Source organism: Halomonas sp. SpR8 (genome assembly GCF_031010195.1).
Lineage (GTDB): Bacteria > Pseudomonadota > Gammaproteobacteria > Pseudomonadales > Halomonadaceae > Vreelandella.
The window spans coordinates 180249-198646 of the sequence record NZ_JAUAMC010000008.1 but is presented as its reverse complement, the minus strand read 5'-3'; the positions used below and the strand labels follow the sequence as shown (position 1 = coordinate 198646).

15 protein-coding genes are annotated in these 18398 nt (G+C 57.1%); 7 read left to right on the top strand and 8 right to left on the bottom strand.

Annotated features, from left to right (window positions below):
- Positions 1 to 15: 15 nt before the first annotated feature.
- Entirely contained in the window at positions 16 to 1539 is a 1524-nt protein-coding gene (locus QT230_RS16500) for a 3-hydroxyacyl-CoA dehydrogenase (RefSeq protein WP_308323152.1), read from the bottom strand.
- A gap of 205 nt (positions 1540 to 1744) precedes the next feature.
- Between QT230_RS16500 and QT230_RS16495 the strand changes: the two genes are divergently transcribed.
- From QT230_RS16495 to QT230_RS16465, 7 genes are all read left to right on the top strand, one after another.
- Positions 1745 to 2896 carry an acyl-CoA dehydrogenase family protein gene (locus QT230_RS16495; protein ID WP_308323151.1) on the top strand — a complete coding sequence of 384 codons (1152 nt, stop codon included), beginning with the start codon at positions 1745 to 1747 and terminating at the stop codon, positions 2894 to 2896.
- The gene (locus QT230_RS16490; protein ID WP_308323149.1) at positions 2896 to 4497 is read left to right on the top strand and encodes a class I adenylate-forming enzyme family protein; all 1602 of its coding nucleotides are present in this window, start codon (positions 2896 to 2898) and stop codon (positions 4495 to 4497) included. The genes QT230_RS16495 and QT230_RS16490 overlap by 1 nt, the downstream gene beginning before the upstream one ends.
- On the top strand, positions 4494 to 4937 hold the full coding sequence (locus tag QT230_RS16485) for a PaaI family thioesterase (protein WP_308323147.1): 444 nt from the start codon (positions 4494 to 4496) through the stop codon (positions 4935 to 4937). The genes QT230_RS16490 and QT230_RS16485 overlap by 4 nt, the downstream gene beginning before the upstream one ends.
- Positions 4934 to 6322, top strand: a complete 1389-nt coding sequence (locus tag QT230_RS16480) for a hypothetical protein (protein ID WP_308323146.1) — start codon at positions 4934 to 4936, stop codon at positions 6320 to 6322. Before QT230_RS16485 ends, QT230_RS16480 begins: the two co-directional genes overlap by 4 nt.
- 155 nt (positions 6323 to 6477) lie before the next feature.
- Positions 6478 to 7227 carry an electron transfer flavoprotein subunit beta/FixA family protein gene (locus QT230_RS16475; protein ID WP_308323145.1) on the top strand — a complete coding sequence of 250 codons (750 nt, stop codon included), beginning with the start codon at positions 6478 to 6480 and terminating at the stop codon, positions 7225 to 7227.
- 42 nt (positions 7228 to 7269) lie between these two features.
- Positions 7270 to 8196, top strand: coding sequence for an FAD-binding protein (locus tag QT230_RS16470; RefSeq protein WP_308323144.1), 927 nt, complete (start codon positions 7270 to 7272; stop codon positions 8194 to 8196).
- Between the two features lie 79 nt (positions 8197 to 8275).
- Positions 8276 to 9235: a nitronate monooxygenase family protein gene (locus QT230_RS16465; protein ID WP_308323143.1), complete on the top strand. Its 960-nt coding sequence runs from the start codon at positions 8276 to 8278 to the stop codon at positions 9233 to 9235.
- On the opposite strand, the gene QT230_RS16460 is transcribed toward QT230_RS16465, so the two are convergent.
- From QT230_RS16460 to QT230_RS16430, 7 genes are all read right to left on the bottom strand, one after another.
- Positions 9217 to 9996, bottom strand: coding sequence for an enoyl-CoA hydratase-related protein (locus QT230_RS16460; protein WP_308323142.1), 780 nt, complete (start codon positions 9994 to 9996; stop codon positions 9217 to 9219). The genes QT230_RS16465 and QT230_RS16460 overlap by 19 nt on opposite strands.
- Positions 9997 to 10006: 10 nt before the next feature.
- Entirely contained in the window at positions 10007 to 11125 is a 1119-nt protein-coding gene (locus QT230_RS16455; protein ID WP_308323140.1) for an acyl-CoA dehydrogenase, read from the bottom strand.
- 10 nt (positions 11126 to 11135) lie between these two features.
- Positions 11136 to 12329 (bottom strand): acyl-CoA dehydrogenase family protein, encoded by a 1194-nt coding sequence (locus QT230_RS16450; RefSeq protein ID WP_308323139.1) that lies wholly within the window; start codon positions 12327 to 12329, stop codon positions 11136 to 11138.
- Positions 12329 to 13738, bottom strand: coding sequence for an enoyl-CoA hydratase/isomerase family protein (locus QT230_RS16445; RefSeq protein WP_308323138.1), 1410 nt, complete (start codon positions 13736 to 13738; stop codon positions 12329 to 12331). Before QT230_RS16445 ends, QT230_RS16450 begins: the two co-directional genes overlap by 1 nt.
- Before the next feature lie 75 nt (positions 13739 to 13813).
- On the bottom strand, positions 13814 to 14962 hold the full coding sequence (locus tag QT230_RS16440; RefSeq protein WP_308323137.1) for a TAXI family TRAP transporter solute-binding subunit: 1149 nt from the start codon (positions 14960 to 14962) through the stop codon (positions 13814 to 13816).
- Positions 14963 to 14990: 28 nt separating this feature from the next.
- Positions 14991 to 16997 (bottom strand): TRAP transporter fused permease subunit, encoded by a 2007-nt coding sequence (locus QT230_RS16435; protein WP_308323136.1) that lies wholly within the window; start codon positions 16995 to 16997, stop codon positions 14991 to 14993.
- Between the two features lie 50 nt (positions 16998 to 17047).
- The gene (locus tag QT230_RS16430) at positions 17048 to 18208 is read right to left on the bottom strand and encodes a TAXI family TRAP transporter solute-binding subunit (RefSeq protein WP_308323135.1); all 1161 of its coding nucleotides are present in this window, start codon (positions 18206 to 18208) and stop codon (positions 17048 to 17050) included.
- Positions 18209 to 18398 lie beyond the last annotated feature (190 nt).

Here is an 18398-nt window from a genome sequence, read left to right as displayed (position 1 = left end):
TTATTGGTGTAAGCGTTAAGCGGTGGTGAGCGATACGTTTAGCGCGGCGCGGCGGCGCAGCCAGGGGCTGGGTCGATAGCGCGGGTCACCGGTGGCCTCTAGCAGGTTATTAAGTATCGTCATAATGCGTGCTGCACCGTAGTGATCGCCCATGCGCAAGGGCCCAAACGGGTAGCCCAAGCCAAGCTCAACCGCGCGGTCAATAGTGGCGGGTTCCGCAACGCCCTGCTGGGCAATATCAGCGCCGACATTAACGATGCACGCAGTAATGCGCTGAAGCACAAAGCCATTACTGTCCTGAAGGGTGCTCACCGGCGTGCCGTCTTGATTGAGTAGGCTTTGCGCTGCTTGAATAAACGTGTGTTGGGTTAGCGGTGTCGTCATTAGGCTGCGGCGTTTACCGAGCCCCGCGAGCATATCCACGGCCACGCACTGTTTGGCGTCTAACCCCTGGCGCAGCGCGCAGCTGGTGGCGTCTTCGCCAAAAGGCGTCAGCAGGCAGAGCGCTTGCCCAGTTGGTTGTGTGCCGCTCTCTAATGGCCAGCCCGCCGTGCTGACTAGTTCAGTGAGCGATGCGGCGGATTCGGGGTCGTCTTGGCTGATCCACACCGGGCAAGCAGACACCGCAGCGATAGTCGGCTCACCCGGCATTTGTTGCCTGCCTTCCACATAGCGGTAAAAGCCTTCGCCGGTTTTACGCCCCAGCAAGCCTGCAGCCAAGCGTTGCCGGGTCAGTGGGGATGGGCGAAAACGCGCCTCTTCATAATACTGGTGATAAACCGACTCCATCACCGCGTGGGAAACATCGAGCCCGGTCAGATCAAGCAGGGTAAAGGGGCCCATCCTGAACCCGCCCTGATCAACCATAATGCGGTCAATGGTGGCTGGGTCAGTGACGTTTTCACCTAAAATTCGCAGCGCTTCGGTGCCGAAGGCGCGTCCGGCATGGTTGACCAGAAATCCCGGCGTATCGGTGGCCTGAGCGGTGAAGTGGCCCATGGCATCGCCCAGGGCATTCACCTGCTGGGTCACCTCTTCGGCGGTACGTAGGCCAGGGATGACCTCGGCAATTTTCATCAGCGGTACGGGGTTAAAGAAGTGAAAGCCGATAACCCGCTCCGGGTGCTGGCAGGCGGCGGCAATCGCTGTGACAGATAGCGATGATGTATTGGTCGCTAATACCGCTTGTTGGCTGATGATGTCTTCTAAGTCGCTGAACAGACCCTGCTTGGCCTCTAGCTTCTCAACAATCGCTTCGACGATTATGTCGCAAGGGGCCAGCGCGGCGAGCTCGCTTGTTTCGATCAACCGTTCACTGTACTGCTGAGCCTGGTCCTCACTAATGCGCTGCTTTTCGGCACTTCTCTGCCATAGGCCATTAATAAAGGTTTTAGCTTCTTGTACGGCACCCTCTTTAACGTCGAACAGCATGACGTCTAGACCTGCCTGAGCAGCCAACTGCGCGATGCCACGCCCCATAGCGCCGGTGCCGACGATACCAAGCGTGTTAAAAGGGGAAGGTGTTGATTCGCTAGCCATGCGCTAAGTCCTCTCTGCAAATGGGTGCTATTTGGTGTTTTGATTCTGCATTGCAAAATAGAATTCCAATTATTGACTGTCATCCTAGGCTATGCAAAAGTGCCTGACAAGAATAGTGGACTATGGTTTTGCTATGCAGAACATGCGTACTGTCCACGCTCAGCGCTAACACTAATCATAAAAACCGTTGCCACCAGGAGCCGTCATGATCCGAGATCCCGAATTAATCAATCAGCTTGTCGATACCATCGGCCGTTTTGTCCGTGAACGCCTAATCCCCAATGAGGCACGCCTAGCCGAAGAGGATGCAGTACCACCGGAAATTCTTGCCGAAATGAAAGAGATGGGCCTGTTTGGGCTTTCGATTCCTGAAGAGTACGGCGGCCTGGGGTTGACCATGGAGGAGGAAGCGCTGGTGGCGATGGAGATTGGCAAAACGTCGCCCGCCTTTCGCTCGGTATTCGGCACTAATAACGGTATCGGTGCCCAAGGTATCTTGATTGATGGCACCGACGAGCAGAAAGCCAAGTATGTGCCGCGTTTGGCAACGGGGGAAATTCTCAGCTCGTTCTGTTTGACCGAGCCCGATTCAGGCTCCGATGCGGCCAGCCTGCGGACGACGGCGGTGCGCGATGGCGACCACTATATTTTGAACGGCACCAAACGCTATATCACCAATGGCCCTGAAGCTGATCTGTTTACCGTGATGGCGCGCACTGATACCAATAATAAAGGCGCCGGCGGCATCTCCGCGTTTATTGTCGAAGGTGATACCCCGGGTTTAGTGCGCGGCCCGGCGGATAACAAGATGGGCCAGAAGGGTGCTCACACCTGCGATATTATTTTCGATAATTGCCGGGTGCCTGCCGTCAACATTATTGGTGGTCAAGAGGGGCAGGGGTTTAAGACCGCCATGAAGGTGCTGGATCGCGGGCGGTTGCACATTTCTGCGGTCTGCGTTGGTGTTGCTGAACGCTTAGTCGAAGAGTCCTTGCGCTACACCATGGAGCGCAAACAGTTTGGCGCTGCGCTTGCCGAACACCAACTGATTCAAGCCATGCTGGCGGATAGCAAAACCGAAGCCTATGCCGGTAAAACCATGGTAATGGATGCCGCGCGGCGCAAAGATGACGGCGAAAACGTTTCGACGCTGGCCTCCTGCTGCAAGCTGTTTTGTGCAGAGATGGTTGGCCGAGTGGCCGATCGCGCGGTGCAGGTTCACGGCGGCGCGGGCTATATGTCTGAGTACGCGGTGGAGCGCTTCTACCGTGATGTACGGCTATTCCGTATTTACGAAGGTACGACTCAAATTCAGCAAATCGTGATTGCCAGGAATATGGTGCGGGAGGCGTCCTAATGGCTTTGTCGGTACCTTACCAAGCGCCGGACGAAAATATTTTTGGGCGTCTCGCCAGCGAGCTCGTGGCTGAGCTCCCCGAGCGGCTTAGCACCCGCGTGCTTGAAAACGCTAAGCGCCTTGGCGACCAACCCGCCATCGTAGATGGCAGTGTGCGTTGGAGCTATGCGGAACTGGGTGAAGCAATACACGCCGCCTGTGATTGGTTAAGTACGTTGGATATTCGCCCCGGTGACCGGATTATGACGGTAGGCGAAAACTGTCGCGCCCTGATTGTGTTGCTGCTCGCCGCCAGCGAAATGGATGTCTGGGTGGCGATTGTGAACTCGCGGTTGTCTGCCCAGGAAGTCGATCTGATTCAGGGCAACTGCCTGCCCCGGCGAGTGTTCTATACCTGCGATGCGTCGCCAGAGGCGTGCCAGCACGCCGAGCGCCACGCCGCCGACCGCTATCAGCACCCTCAGTTGGGTGGGTTGGCGATTTCACCTCTATACGCCAGTGAGCCCGAGCCGGTCTATGCCAGCGGTGCCGAGCAGGTGGCCGCAATGATCTATACTTCGGGCACTACCGGCACGCCTAAAGGCGTCATGCTGACCCATCGCGGCATTCTCTATATCGCCTCGATCTCCGGGGGCATGCGCCATTTAAGCGAAGGGCAGCGAGTATATGGCGTACTGCCCATGTCTCATGTGTTTGGCCTCTCTTCTGTGTGCATGGGATCGCTGTATAACGGTGCCTGCCTGTATACCGTGCCGCGTTTTGATGCCGGGCATATGCTGGATACGCTAAAGCAGGAACGTATTACCGTGCTCCAGGGCGTGCCTGCGATGTATGCCCGGGCGTTAGAGTTCTTGAAGCGCGAGCAGCGCACCCTCGAAGCGCCCGGTCTGATTTACATGTCTGCGGGTGGTTCGCCGTTAGACAGCGACACCAAAGTACGGGTGGAAGCAGTCTTTGGCCTGACGCTACACAATGGCTATGGATTAACCGAGGCGAGTCCCACCATTAGCCAAACCCGTATTAATGATCGCCATGCCAACAGCACCGTTGGCCGCGTGCTCCCCCTGCTCGAGTATCGCTTGGAGCCGCTGAGCGATAGCGGCACTTCCGAGCCGCCCGGTGAAGAAGTGGGTGAACTGTGGGTCCGTGGTCCCAATGTAATGAAAGGCTACTTTCGCCAACCGGAAGCCACCCGTACCACGCTGACGGCAGATGGTTGGCTCAATACGGGTGACATTGCCAAACTCGATCACGCTGACCAACTGTATATCGTGGGGCGTAGCAAAGAGCTGATAATCCGTTCGGGCTTCAATATCTACCCACCTGACGTGGAAGCGGTGATCAACGAGCACCCTGCCGTCACGCTTACCGCCGTGGTAGGGCGTCAAATCGCCGGGAATGAGGAAGTAGTGGCCTTTGTGCAGTGCGAGCCGGGCGTTGAGGTAGATCTGGCGGAGCTTAAAACGTTTATTGCTGAGCGACTGGCGCCTTACAAGCGACCCACTCAAATTGTTTTAATGGATACGCTGCCTTCCACCGCCAGTGGCAAAATTCTCAAGGGGCGGCTGCGTGACTTGGCGCAGCAGGAGAGCGCCTCATGAGCCAGTCGGATACTTCGCAACACGCACTGATGGGCTATCACGAACTGCTGGGTATGCAGGTGGTTGAATGGCACCAAGATCGCACCGTGGTTGAACTCACCATTGAGCCCAAGCACCTGAACCGCAGTGGCAATGTGCACGGTGGCGTGCTGGCCTCGATGCTGGATAGTGCCCTGAGTCTGGCAGGCCTGCACTGTGAGGTGCCGGGCAATATTCGCCGGGGGATGACGCTGTCTCTGACGACCACGTTTGTGGGTCCCGCTCGGCAGGGTGTGCTGCGGGCAACGGGAATCCTGCGTGGTGGTGGGCAAAAGACCTATATGACCAGCGGTGAGATCACCGACGAAAAAGGCAATCTAGTAGCGATGGGGGAGGGATCGTTTCGGCGTCGCAGCGGCAGCGAATCGCCTGAAGGATTTCCCGAGGATTGTTCTGAGTGAGCCTAGCCCGCCTGCGGGTTTCGCTGTTACTGCTGGTTACCCTGGCAACGCTATTGCATTTGGTGATCGGTAGCCAGTTTTTGCAGGCCGTTGGTGTTGCCGCGCTGCTATTTTATTTATCAACGCTTGGCGGTCAGCTAACCCGAATGGCCAAAGGGTTATTGCTGGCCGCAGGGGCACTATCTTTACTAGCGCTATGGCGTTCGCCGAACCCCGCTCAACTGCTGTTCGAGGCCAGTGGGCGTTTTGCCTTTTTTGCCACCTTTGTGGTGGCGCTGAGTATGCTGCGCTTACCTGCCTATCGTTCCCGTTTGGTGCGTCGCTGCGGCCAGAGCATGCTGCTGCAACTGCCCAGCCGCCGTTACCCGATCTTGTCATCAGGCTCGGCGCTGTTTGGCATCATTCTCAATATCGGCGTGCTTAATCTGTTCGCCTCCATGATCGAAAAGAGCAATACGCTAGGTGCCGCGCAAGGACGTGCCTGGGTTCGTGAGGCGCGCCAGCGGCGCATGATGCTGGCGCTGCTGCGTGGTTTTTCCCTGGCGCCGCTGATTTCGCCCATGGGCATTGGGGTGGCGGTGGTGCTATCGAGCCTGCCCCAAGTTACCTGGCTTGAGCTAGCACCGTATATTTTGGGCGCTGCAGCGCTGATTTTTCTAGCCGGTTGGGCGGTGGATTACTTAACCGGGCCGCACCCGCCTGCCAATAAAGCCCTGGCAACAACGCCTTCGTTACGACCGCTGGCGCAGTTTAGCGTGTTGCTTATCGGTATTGTCGCACTGGTGTTTTCTATTGCCTGGCTGCTTGATTTACGGCTACCTATTGCCGCGTTGCTGGGCGCGCCCACCGGGGCACTTCTATGGCTTGCCTGGCAGAGGCGCAGGCTCGGCTATGGCGGGCTACCTGGGGCCATAACGGCGGTGCATCGCCAACTGCCATGGCTGCTATCGCCCAGTGCCAATGAGATTGTGGTACTGGGCGCGGCGGGTTACTTGGGGCATTTGAGCGTAGGGCTAGTCGATACTCAGCAGTTGGCACTGCTGTTAACGGTGCTAAATCAATGGGGCGCCTTTAATGCTGTGCTGGCCATGCTGATGGTCGTGGGGCTTGCCCAGGTAGGCGTTAATCCAATTGTGACGGTGACGCTGCTGGTGGGGCTGCTGCCGCAATTGGGTATTGAAGGACTGACCCCACCCCTTATTGGCGCCTCGCTGATGGTAGGCTGGGCGCTGGCATTAATGTCGTCACCGATGACAGCATCAATGCTGATTCTATCGCGGTTTACCGGCGTACCCGCCACGCGTATTGGCTACCGCTGGAACGGTCGCTTTTTGGTAACCTCGATTCCACTATTGGCCGCGTGGTTTATGTGGTCTCCTTTTTAGGTGTTACCCGTTTAAGAGGTGCCAGCACAAGGAAGCACTTGACCTTTATTCGGCGTTTTTTTAATGTTCTTATTATAAAGTGAAATCATATTTCGCTTTGCAGAACGCAGGCGAAATTAACTGGATTGATTAGCTAAGCATTTGGAGCACGCCTTATGAAAATTCTCGTCGCGGTGAAACGCGTCATCGACTATAACGTCAAAATCCGTGTCAAAGCGGACCACTCTGACGTCGACCTTACCAACGTCAAAATGGCCATGAACCCCTTCTGCGAAATTGCCGTGGAAGAGGCCGTGCGCCTGAAAGAGAAGGGCGTCGCCACCGAAGTGGTCGCAGTGACGGTCGGCCCCAAAGCGGCCCAGGAGCAACTGCGCACCGCGCTGGCGCTGGGCGCGGATCGCGCTATTCATATCGAAACCGACGAGCGCGCCGAATCCCTGGCCGTGGCTAAACTATTGGCTAAAGTGGTCGAAGAAGAGCAGCCCGGCCTGGTCGTTCTCGGCAAGCAGGCGATCGATACTGACAACAACCAGACCGGCCAAATGCTCGCTGCGCTGACCGGCTTGCCCCAGGGCACCTTTGCTTCAGAGGTTGCGGTCGACGGGGACAAGGTCAACGTCACCCGTGAAATCGACGGCGGCCTGCAGACCATCGCCCTAACACTGCCGGCGATTGTGACCACCGACCTGCGTTTGAATGAGCCGCGCTACGCCAAGCTCCCCGATATTATGAAGGCCAAGAAAAAGCCCCTGGATGTCAAAACCCCCGCCGACTACGGCGTCGAGGTAGCCTCCAAGGTGAGCCTGGTGAAGGTCGAGTCCCCAGCCGAGCGCAAAGGTGGCGTTAAAGTCGCCTCGGTCGACGAGCTGATCGACAAACTCAAAAACGAAGCCAAAGTACTTTGAACCAGGTGCTTTAAGACAAGCGCTTTGAAAGGAGCTGATTTTATGAGCATTTTGGTACTTGCCGATCTACATGAAGGCCAACTGGCCGGAGCGACGGCCCATGTTGTGGCCGCCGCGAAAGCCATCGGTGGCGATATTGACGTTCTGGTGGCCGGTGAAGGCGTTCAGGCCGCCGCCGCCGCTGCCGCCAAGCTGGATGGTGTGAGCAAAGTGCGCGTCGCGGATAACGCCGTTTACGCCCACCAACTGGCCGAGCCCATGGGCGCACTGCTGGTCGAGCTGGCTGATGGCTATACCCACGTTCTCGCTAGCGCCTCCACCACTGGCAAAAACGTGCTGCCGCGACTAGCCGCGCTAAAAGACGTGAGCCAGCTGTCGGATGTACTGGGGGTGGAAAGCGCTGACACCTTCCTGCGCCCGATCTACGCCGGTAACGCCATTGCCACGGTGAAAAGCGACGATACGCTAAAAGTCATTACCATTCGTACCACCGGCTTTGATGCGGTCAGCGACGGGGGCAGTGCCACGATAGAAGCCGTCGACACCGTGGTGGAAAACAGCCAGTCCAGCTTTGTTAAAGAAGAACTGGCGGCATCGGATCGCCCCGAGCTGGGCGGCGCTAAGGTGGTGATCTCCGGCGGCCGCGGTATGGGCAACGGCGAGAACTTCAAGCTGCTCGATGGCATTGCCGACAAGCTAGGCGCGGCGATTGGTGCTTCCCGTGCGGCCGTTGATGCCGGCTTTGTGCCCAACGATATGCAGGTCGGCCAGACCGGCAAGATTGTTGCCCCGGAGCTGTATATCGCCGTGGGCATCTCCGGTGCCATTCAGCACTTGGCGGGCATGAAGGACTCTAAGGTGATCGTCGCGATCAATAAAGACGACGAAGCACCGATCTTCCAGGTCGCCGACTACGGCTTGGTGGGGGATCTGTTTGAGATCCTGCCGGAACTGGAAAGTAAGCTGTAAACGCCTTGAAAAGAGCCTCGTAAAAGCCCCGTAAGGGGCTTTTTAACGACCTTAAAATAACAACCAGCGAGTTTTGCCTATGCTAACGCGCCTAACCGCCTCGTTAACTCTGCCGGTGATCGGCTCTCCCATGTTTATCGTCTCCGGGCCTGAGTTGGTGATTGCCCAGTGCCAGGCAGGCATTATAGGCGCTTTTCCAGCGCTCAATGCCCGTCCAGCGGAAGCGCTGCGCGAGTGGCTGAAGCAGGTCACCCAAACCCTGGCCGACTATGACGAGCGGCACCCAGAACAGCCTTCGGCGCCTTTTGCGGTTAATCAAATTGTTCATCCCACCAACGACCGTCTAGAGCACGATGTCGCGCTGTGCGCCGAGTTTAAAGTGCCGCTGGTGATTACTAGTCTGCACGCGCCTAATCGCGTAGTGGAACAGGTACATGCCTACGGAGGCTTGGTCTTTCATGACGTTACCACGCTACGCCATGCCAAGAAGGCAGTGGATGCAGGCGTCGATGGCTTGATACTGGTGTGCCACGGTGCGGGCGGTCATGCCGGGCGTTTAAATCCGTTTGCCTTTGTGGCCGAGGTGCGCCGCTTCTATGACGGGCCGCTGGTGCTGGCGGGGGCGATCACCCAAGGCGAGCAGATCGTTGCCGCCCAGGCGCTAGGCGTCGACTTGGTGTATATGGGCACGCGTTTTATTGCCACTCAAGAGGCCAATGCTCAAGCCGCCTACAAACAGATGGTGCTGGACGCTGCAGCGGGAGACATTGTCTATACCAACCTGTTTACCGGCGTGCACGGTAACTACTTGCGACAAAGCATTGAAAAGGCGGGATTAGACCCTAATGCGCTACCTGAAGGCGATAAAAGCTCGATGCGCTACGGCTCAGGCGGTAGCAGTAAAGCAAAAGCGTGGCGGGATATTTGGGGCGCAGGGCAGGGCGTGGGTAGTATTGCCACACTGAATAGCGTGGCCGAAGAAGTCGCCACGCTACGCGCAGATTATCAGCAGGCGCAGAATCATTTACGGCGGCTTTGACGAAACGCCGCCACTCGCATCTGGAAATCCTCAGAGGCCTTGCACTGATCCTGTAGCTCGCCCTCTAACGCCATTGTGTCACTCAACGATCGCTGTGCGGCTTCACGCAGCGCGCGTTTGGTGGCACTTAACGCCTGAGGCGATTGACCCACCAGCGCTTGGGCCAACGAACGCACTTCTGCTAGCACCTGGTGATCTTCAACGACCCGGTTAGCCAAGCCGAGCGCCACGCAGCGCTCACCCGAAATGGGGGTCGCCAAGGCGGCCATCTCAAACGCCTGGGCGTGACCAAGCTTGCGTACCAGATGCCAGCAGGCGCCGCCGTCGGGGATCAAACCGATATTGATAAAGGCAAGCTTCAAGTAAGCGGAACGGCCCATGACCACCATATCGCTGGCCAGCACATAGGAAACCCCTATGCCTGCCGCGGCGCCACTAACCGCTGCAATCACCGGCTTTTCCATCGTCATTAAACTGCGCAGGGCGGGCAGAAAGAGCTTTTCCAGCCGCTCGCTGGCGGGCTGAGACGTCGCCTTCTCAAACTCCGACAGATCAGCCCCCGCACAAAACGCGCTGCCCTCACCGCGCAGAATGACGCAGCGAACCCGTTCATCAGTCGCTACCGCCGCCAGCGCTTGATTGAGCGCCAGGGCGGTGGTTTCATTCAGGGCATTGCGGACTTCTGGGCGCGCAATCGCTACTTCGACAACGCCGTTTTCATTAGCGCTGACAGTGACTAATTCGCCGGTGCGATCGGACATATCATGCTCCCTAGGCAACGCTTAACAGATCACTGACCGTTTCGAGATGGTAGTCGCTATCGCCCAGGTAGTGATCGAACATCACCAGGTGCTTGGCGTAGTTCGCGACATAGCACTCTTCGGTCATGCCCATTGCCCCATGAAGCTGGATGGCCTGTTCGGCAATAAAGCGCGCTGATTCGCCACAGTACGCCTTGGCCGCGGCAATTTTGTAATCCCGCTCGCTGGAAGGCAGGGTAAGGCTGGTTGCCGCTAAAATCGCCATGGAGCGGGATTGCTCCAGGTGTAAGTGCATATCCACCATGCGGTGTTGCAGCGCCTGGAAGGTGGATAGTGGCAGGCCAAACTGCTTGCGCTCTTTAAGATAGGCCAGGGTTTGGTCGCAGGCTTCTTCCATTGCGCCGATGGCTTGAGCGCAGATTGCCGCGCGACCTAGGGCCAGAACCTCGGCCAGCGCATCGCTGATATCTTCGCTCAGGCAATGGGCTAACGGCAGTGTAACCTTGTCTAGCGTGAGATCACCGGCAGCTTGGTCGTCGATAGTGCGATAAAGGTGCGACGATGCGCCGGGCGCACCCGTGGGCACAATGAATAGCCCTAATTTGCCGCTCTCCAACTGTGCCGTGACCAGCGTAGCTGCCGCCGCTTCGAGGTTCAAAACGACATCTTTTCTGCCATTTAACTGCCACTGACCGTCTTGCTGTTTAGCTTGGGTAGATACCGTAAAGGCATCATAGCGGGTGCTATATTCCTGCCAGGCAAACGCCAATTGGTGTTTGCCCTCAAGTAGTGGGGTTAGCCAGTGTTTCTGCTGCTCGCTGTTAGCGGTCAGGGCCAATAACTGGCCGGGTAGCACAAGGCCCGCAAGATAATGTTCTGGCACCAGGCCTCGCCCGAGTGCCTGCATAATAATCATCAGGTCGGTGCCATCGCCACCCAGCCCACCTACGTCTTCACTAAAGGGCATATGCAGTAGGCCAAGCTCAGCAAAGGTGCGCCAGAGTGCAGAAGCACCTTCGGGGGCAGCGGCAAGCATCGCACGGCGCTGCTCTGCGGAAACCTGATCGGCCACTAAGCGAGAGAGCGTCTCTTCGAGCATGCGTTGCTCGTCGGTTAAAGCAAAATCCATGGTGACTTCCTCACATAGCTAAAATAGTTTTGGCGACAATACTTTTCTGTATTTCGTTGGAGCCGCCATAAATCGACAGCTTGCGGCGATTGAAGTATTGAGCACTGGCGGAGGCGCTTTGGGCGCGCTCATCGTCAAGGCTGGCATCACCATGCAGGAAGTCGGGGAAGAACGGCAGAGCAGCAGGGCCAAGGGCGCGGCGGGTGAGCTCGCTTAGCTCCTGGCGCAGCTCTGAGCCACGCACTTTCAGCAGCGAGCTTTCTGCGCCGGGCACGCCGCCATCCCGGGCTGCGGCTATCACGCGTAGATTGGTTACTTCCAGCGCTATCAGCTCAAGCTCGGCTTTGACCACCCGCTGGCGGAAACTGGGCAGGTCCAACAGCGGTTTGCCACGATGCTCAACCCGGCTGGCGAGAGACTTCAGGTGGCGCAATGCCTGCTTGGCGTGGCCAAGCCCTGCAATGCCGGTGCGTTCGTGGGTGAGCAGGAATTTGGCGCAGGTCCAGCCCTGGCCCTCTTCTCCGACGCGGTTTTCAACCGGCACCCGCACGTTGTCTAAAAAGATTTCATTAACTTCGTGGGCACCGTCCAGGGTAATAATGGGTCGTACGGTAATCCCCGGCGTTTGCATATCGATCAACAGAAAGCTAATGCCCGCCTGCTTTTTAGCCTCTGGGTCGGTACGCACTAGGCAAAACAGCATGTTGGCGTGCTGGCCCAAGGTGGTCCAGGTCTTCTGACCATTGACGATATAGTGGTCGCCATCGCGTACCGCGCGGGTATTCAGACCTGCCAAATCGGAACCCGCACCGGGCTCTGAGTAGCCCTGGCACCACCAATCCTGATTGCTCAAAATGCGCGGCAGGTAGTGCTGTTGCTGTTCGATACTGCCGAATTTCATGATGACCGGAGCCACCATGTTGACGCCGAAAGGCACGACCGTCGGCGCGTGGGCGGCGGCGCACTCTTCATCAAAAATATGCCGCTGTACCGGTCCCCAGCCAGGGCCGCCGTGTTCTTTTGGCCAGTTAGAGGCGAGCCAGCCCTGTTCGCTGAGAGTGTTCTGCCAGCGTAGGTGATCATCGGCTCGCAGGTGTCGGCCCAAGCGCACGCGTTCGCTAATATCGCTGGGTAGCGCATCGGCTAGAAAATGGCGTACCTCTGCGCGGAATGCCTGCTCTTCGGGGCTAAAAGTGAGGTTCATTAATGTGTTTCCTTAAGGGTTGCCTGGCGGTTGGGCCCACCTAAATGGCGCGGATAGCCCAATGCTTCTACCGCCAGCAAATCGATATCACTCTCGCGGTAACAGAAGCCGTTTTTAGCGATACTAAGGCTCGTCCGTTCTAAAGCTGATTGCCGTTCGCTGGCAGGTGCTTTTTCAATCTCACCGTGCAGGGTATTCAGTAGGCTTTGTTGTTGGCTGACCACGACGTTGACTTTTAGCGCTTTTAAGGTGAGAGCAGCCTGTTGCTGAATCAGTGGCTCTGCGCTTGAGTTGACCAGCTCTACCATGCGGCCGCCTTCGGCGATGACTAACTGTAATGCTGTCTCAGTCCCGCTGCTGATGCCGATCTTGTCCAGTTTGATGACGGGGCATCCCACGGCAGCATCCATGGGTGTATTCGGCGCCAGTAGACATAGCTCGGTGGCAGCATCAGGTGCGCTAGTGAGGGTAATCCCCGCCCGTTGAGCGGTTTTTTGCAGGCGCTCAAATAGCTGATGCTCGCCTATTAAGGCGACGTGATTAAACGCCTTGGCGTTCTCAATATTTGGCACTACGTGAGGGCCGCGCGCGGCAAAAAACAGATGAATGAGTCCGGCGCGCTGGGGGGAGTCCATACAGGCCAAAAACAGTTCCCGCTCGCGGCGCAGGCCATCTTGAAGCGTTTCAGCCGTCACGCAGGCCTCCACCGCTTCAACAATGCGAAACGGCGAGAAGAGATCGGGAGATTCTTGGTGAAGACGCGACAGCGTAGAGTCGATCGCTTGGGAATCAGCTGAAGGAGGTGGTAGTTGACCAGTGATGCGCGACGTTTGGTTACCTGCCAGTACCTCTTTAGCTGCCGCTAGGCCCGCGTCAAGCGGCGTTTCTGCGTTGCTGATGGCGTCGATAATGCCCGCCTCCAAGGCTTCCTCAGCCTCTACAAAGCGCCCGCTGGTAATCATCTCTAAGGCGTGCTCAACGCCCACTAAGCGCGGCAAACGCTGGGTGCCACCGGCGCCTGGCAGTAAGCCAAGCTTTACCTCCGGAAGCCCAACGCGGGTTCCCGCCAGCGCGACTCGGTAGTGGCAACCTAGCGCCACTTCAAGACCGCCGCCCAGGGCCGTGCCGTGTAGCGCGGCAATCAGCGGTTTTGGGCAGGCTTCCAGTTGGGTGATCAAATCGGGCAGTAGAGGGTCTTGAGGCGGCTTGCCGAACTCACGAATATCCGCTCCGGCAATAAAGGTGCGGCCATCGGCTAGCACGACCAGCGCTTTAGCATCTGCGTCAGTAACACCCTCGTCAAGCGCATCGACTAAGCCACGGCGTACCGCACGACTCAAAGCATTGACCGGCGGATTGGTAATTTGAATAACGCCTATGTCGCCGTGGCGCTGGTAATGAACGGACATTGCTTGCTCCCATATTTCGCTTTGCGGAATAAATAGCCGCCCGCTGGCGGCTTATACAGTCGTCACGATCAAGTGTTAGAAGACGGGGTTAAACCCGGCCGCTTCAAGCGCTGTACGACGCGTCTCCATCCATCCCGCTATAAACGCTTCTTCATCATCCGGCGCCTCAGCCTTATAGTCCTGCCACGTTTCCATTAGCAGCGTTTGGCGTTCAACCAGGGCGTTCTGGTGCTCTTCCATCTCGTCTGTCCAGATGCCAGTTTCTCGGTAATAGTCGACCACCGCATCGTGGAAAGGCACTACCCAGGTCATATTCTGGTTTTCCAACGCATAGCCGCTGGCGCCGGGAGCGTTGTCCTTATATTCGTCAAAGGACTCGACCAGCGTGGTGATCAAGCCACGAACGGTTTCAGGGGCAAGATCGGCATTGCTGACCATGATGGGGTAGGGATAGCTGGCGCTGGCAAGCGGCTGATCGGCATCAATACCTGCCCCCGAGGTCACGGTGTGTGGCTGAAAGTAGGGCGCCACGTCGAGCATGCGTTCCCAACCGGCTTCATCTTCAGCGGGCAGTTCGGGCCACTGAAGCCCGCGTGGGCTTGCCGAAAGACGTTGTGCCGCTGGCGTGACCGTTGTGGTGATGGCGGCATCGGCACGGTCGCTGATAATCCCATCGAAGGCGGCGTTATAGCCGGGGAAGTCGACGCGTTCAACGTCGTCCCAGGTTAACCCGGCAAATGCCAGATACGCCTCGGCGGCTTTGTTTAGCGCGTCATCACCGCGCAGGTAAGCCAGCCGCTTGCCCTCCAGGTCAGCGATTGAGTCGATCTCAACGTCGCCGGCCACCGCCATGCCTAGCCCAAAGGTCGCCATCGAGGTTGAAATGACGCGGATGGGCTGAGGCCCCCAATCAGGTCTGGCAAACATCATCACGCCTTCGGAGCCGTAGTAGCTGGCGATGCCGCAGGCGCAAAGATCAACGCGACCCGTTTTTAATGGCGTCATGCGCATGGTGTCATTTTCACCGGGGATCACCCGCGACTGGGTGCCATGCTCTTCCTGCAGCAATTGGCTAATTGCCATGATTTGCGCGTTGCCGCTGGTGCCTGTGCCATAAGCGGTCCAGTTAAGGGTGCTGGGCATGGCGTTGACATGACTGGCGAGCAGCAGCATTCCAGCTACCACGCTGCCAACTGCAAGAGGGCGTCTTGTTATTGTGTGCATAAATTTCCTTGTGTGTTTGCCTGCTAGGTTAAGCGCTGGCAGAAAGCGAGCGTTGATGATGGCGCTGACTCAGTCGAGCCAAAACGACCCCGGGTAGCAGTGCCGCAGCGCCGAGGCCGATTAACTCCCATTGACTAAGCGGTACCATGCCGCCGCCGGGAAGCGCCAATAGCAGGCCGGCAATTAATACCAGGGCACGAATAATGCCCTCTTGGAGCGTCCCATAGCCCAGTCTTCCGACGCCCATCAGGTAACCCTGCATGGCTGAGGCAAATAAAATGATGCCGATGATGGCTTGGATAAATACGGCCACGATCATCAGTGGCGCTCCCTGCATAATCAGTGCGGGATTAAGCACGAAGAGGAAAGGAATAAAATAAATCACGCTACCCAAACGCATGGCTTGCAGGCCCGTTTCCATGGGCTTGGCGCCAGCCACAGTGGCGGCGGCAAAGGCACCCAGCGCCACCGGCGGGGTAATAAAGCTCAGCATGCCCCAGTAAAGGATGAACATATGCACTGCCATGGGATCGAGCCCGCCGCCTTGAATCAGCGCAGGCGCCAACGCGACGGCGAGGAAGATATACGCAGCGGTGACGGTCATACCAATGCCCAGCACAAAGCTGGTCACGGCACCCATAAGCAGCAGTAGCGGTACGCTGCCACCGGCAATGTTGATAAAGTCGTTAGCAATGGTGCCAGAGAGCCCGGTCATGGAGAGTGCACCCACGAGCATGCCCACGCCGGCTAAAATGGCGATCAGTTCGGCAAACAGCTTGGCGGCGGATGAGAGCGTGTCAGACACATCTTTCCAGCCCCAGCGGTTGTGCTTTGAGAACTGGTTGAGCACCAGTAGCAGTGCAGTCGCATAAAAAGGAGCGACGGCTTCACGCTGCATAATCAGCAACATCCACACCAATAGCGCAAAGACGAAAATAAAGTACCAGCCCTCTTTCAGGGTTTGCCAAAGTGACGGCAGTTCATTGGCGGGCAAGCCTTTAATATCGTTACGCGCGGCGTAGGCGTCGATCTGGATAAACAGCCCTAGGAAGTAGAGAATGGAAGGGATCACTGCCGCCAGGGCAATGGTGGCGTAGGGAACGTCCAAAAACATCGCCATCACAAAGGCAGTGGCACCCATCACCGGGGGCATCAATACGCCGCCAGTGGAAGCGCAGGCCTCCACGCCACCAGCAAATGAGCGGCTCATGCCAATGCGGCGCATGGCGGGAATCGATAACACGCCGGTGGTCAGCACGTTACTGATCACGCTGCCGCTCATTGAGCCCATCAGGCCGCTGGAGAAAATCGATACTTTGGCAGGGCCGCCGCGCACATGGCCCAACAAGGCAAAGGCTAGGTTAATAAAAAATTTACCACCGCCGCTTTTTTGCAGCACGACACCAAACACCAAAAAACCAATAACCAGGCCGGCGAATGCCTGCAGCGGTACACCCATGATGCTTTCGGTGCTCATGGTGTGGTACATGGCCGTCTCTTCAAGGCTTGAAGGAAACGCCTGAATAGGGCCAGGGACAATATCTGCCACCAGCGGGTAGAGCGAGAACACGCCCGCAATAATTGCAATCGGTAAACCACCCGCCCGGCGTGATGCTTCAATAATCAGCAGCCAAAAAGCGTAGCTGGCGTAAATTGCCACATCCGGGGCAGCAAACGCCCAACCGCGCTCCAGTATTGGCACAGCGTTATAAACAAAGTAGCCCCCAACAATGAGTGTCGAAGCGCTGAGCAGGTAGTCATACCAAGGAATAGGCTGTTCTTGTAGGCTGCTACGTAGGGGCCAGAGCAGAAAAACCAATGGAAGTAGCAGCGCGACGACGGCATAGTAAAACTGCGTTTCCAGGCCAGTAACAAAGGTAAGCCAGCCGATATTGAACAGGTAATCCAGCGTCATCAGCATCAAGACAACGGTGACAGTGGCTGGAATCCATTGCAGCGCGGTGGGAAGCTGACGAATTTGGCTGATCTTTTCTTTAACCTGCTGAGGATTAGCAGGCGAGGTTTCTGTAGTCATGGGGGCATCCGGTCAATCAGCAGGGGCGGCGAGCGCCGCCCCGTGGCGTATTACTCAAAGATCGGTTCGAAGCCAGCTTCGCTGAGTGCGGCGGCGCGAGCTTCCATCCAGTCAGCAGTAAATGCTTCTTCCTCATCAGGTGCGTCTTGCATAAAGCTTTCCCAGGCGCTTAGCAGTACATCCTGGCGTTCAACGAGCTTATCCTGGTGGGCCTGCATTTCATCGGTCCACACATCGATCTCTTTGTAGTACTCCACGACCGCATCGTGAAAGGGTATGACCCATTGAAAATCCTGTTCTTCCAAGGCATAGCCAAGGGCGCCGGGCGCGTTGTCTTTGTAGTCGTCAAAATTTACCTGCATGGCCTTGATCAAGCCGTAAGCAACGTTGTCATCCAGGTCTTGATTGGCAACCACAATGGGGTACGGGTAGCTGGCGCTGGGCACTGGGTTGTCAGCACTAATCCCCCCCGCGCCTGCGGTGACTTCATGGGGACGGAAATAGGGCGCCACTTCGGTCATGCGCTCCCAGCCCGCTTCATCTTCAGGGTCTAGTACCGGCCAGCTAATGCCGCGTGGGCTGCTGGCAAGCTGCTGGGCGGGCGGGGTTACGGTAGTGGTGAACGAGGCGTCGACATCACCGGCGATAATACCGTCGAAAGAACGTCCGTAGCCGGGGTAATCCACTCGCTCGACGTCATCCCAGGTCAGGCCACCAAATGCTAGGTATGCTTCGGTGCCTTTGTTGAGTGCGTCGTCGCCGCGGATATAGGCGATGCGTTTTCCTTTGAGGTCGGCGGGTGTTTCAACGTCTAAGTCGCCTGCCACTGCCAGGGAAAGGCCAAACGAAGCGGTTGAGGTGGTAATGACTCTCAGCGGTTGAGGTCCCCAGTCTGGGTCGGCAAACATCATCACGCCTTCCGCCCCGTAGTAGCTGGATATTCCGCAGGCGCACAGGTCAACACGGCCCTGCTTGAGCGGTGTCATACGTGATACGTCATTATCACCGGGCAAAATACGCACCGATGAATCGTATTTATTCTGCAGCATGTTGCCGATGGCCACGGCTTGGGCGTAGCCGCTTGAGTTGGTGCCATAGGCGGTCCAGGCCATGGTGCCGGGTAGTTCAACGTCGCTGGCATGGCTAACAGCGGCACTGAGCAGTGATAGAGGTAAAGCGGCGATGAGTAGGCGGTGAGTCAATGGATGCATTGCGATGCTCCTTTATTGTGGTTGTGCTTTTGGTTTTGGTTACGTTGTGCTACATAGTGTTTTGCTGTGCGGTACTTAGTTTTGCTAAGTGGTCGACTGATAGTAGAGAAGCGGTCGGGTGAATGTCAACGACGATGTTATTGCGCGCCCTAGCTAGTATTAGACACGCGTAAAAAAGCCAGGCAATTGC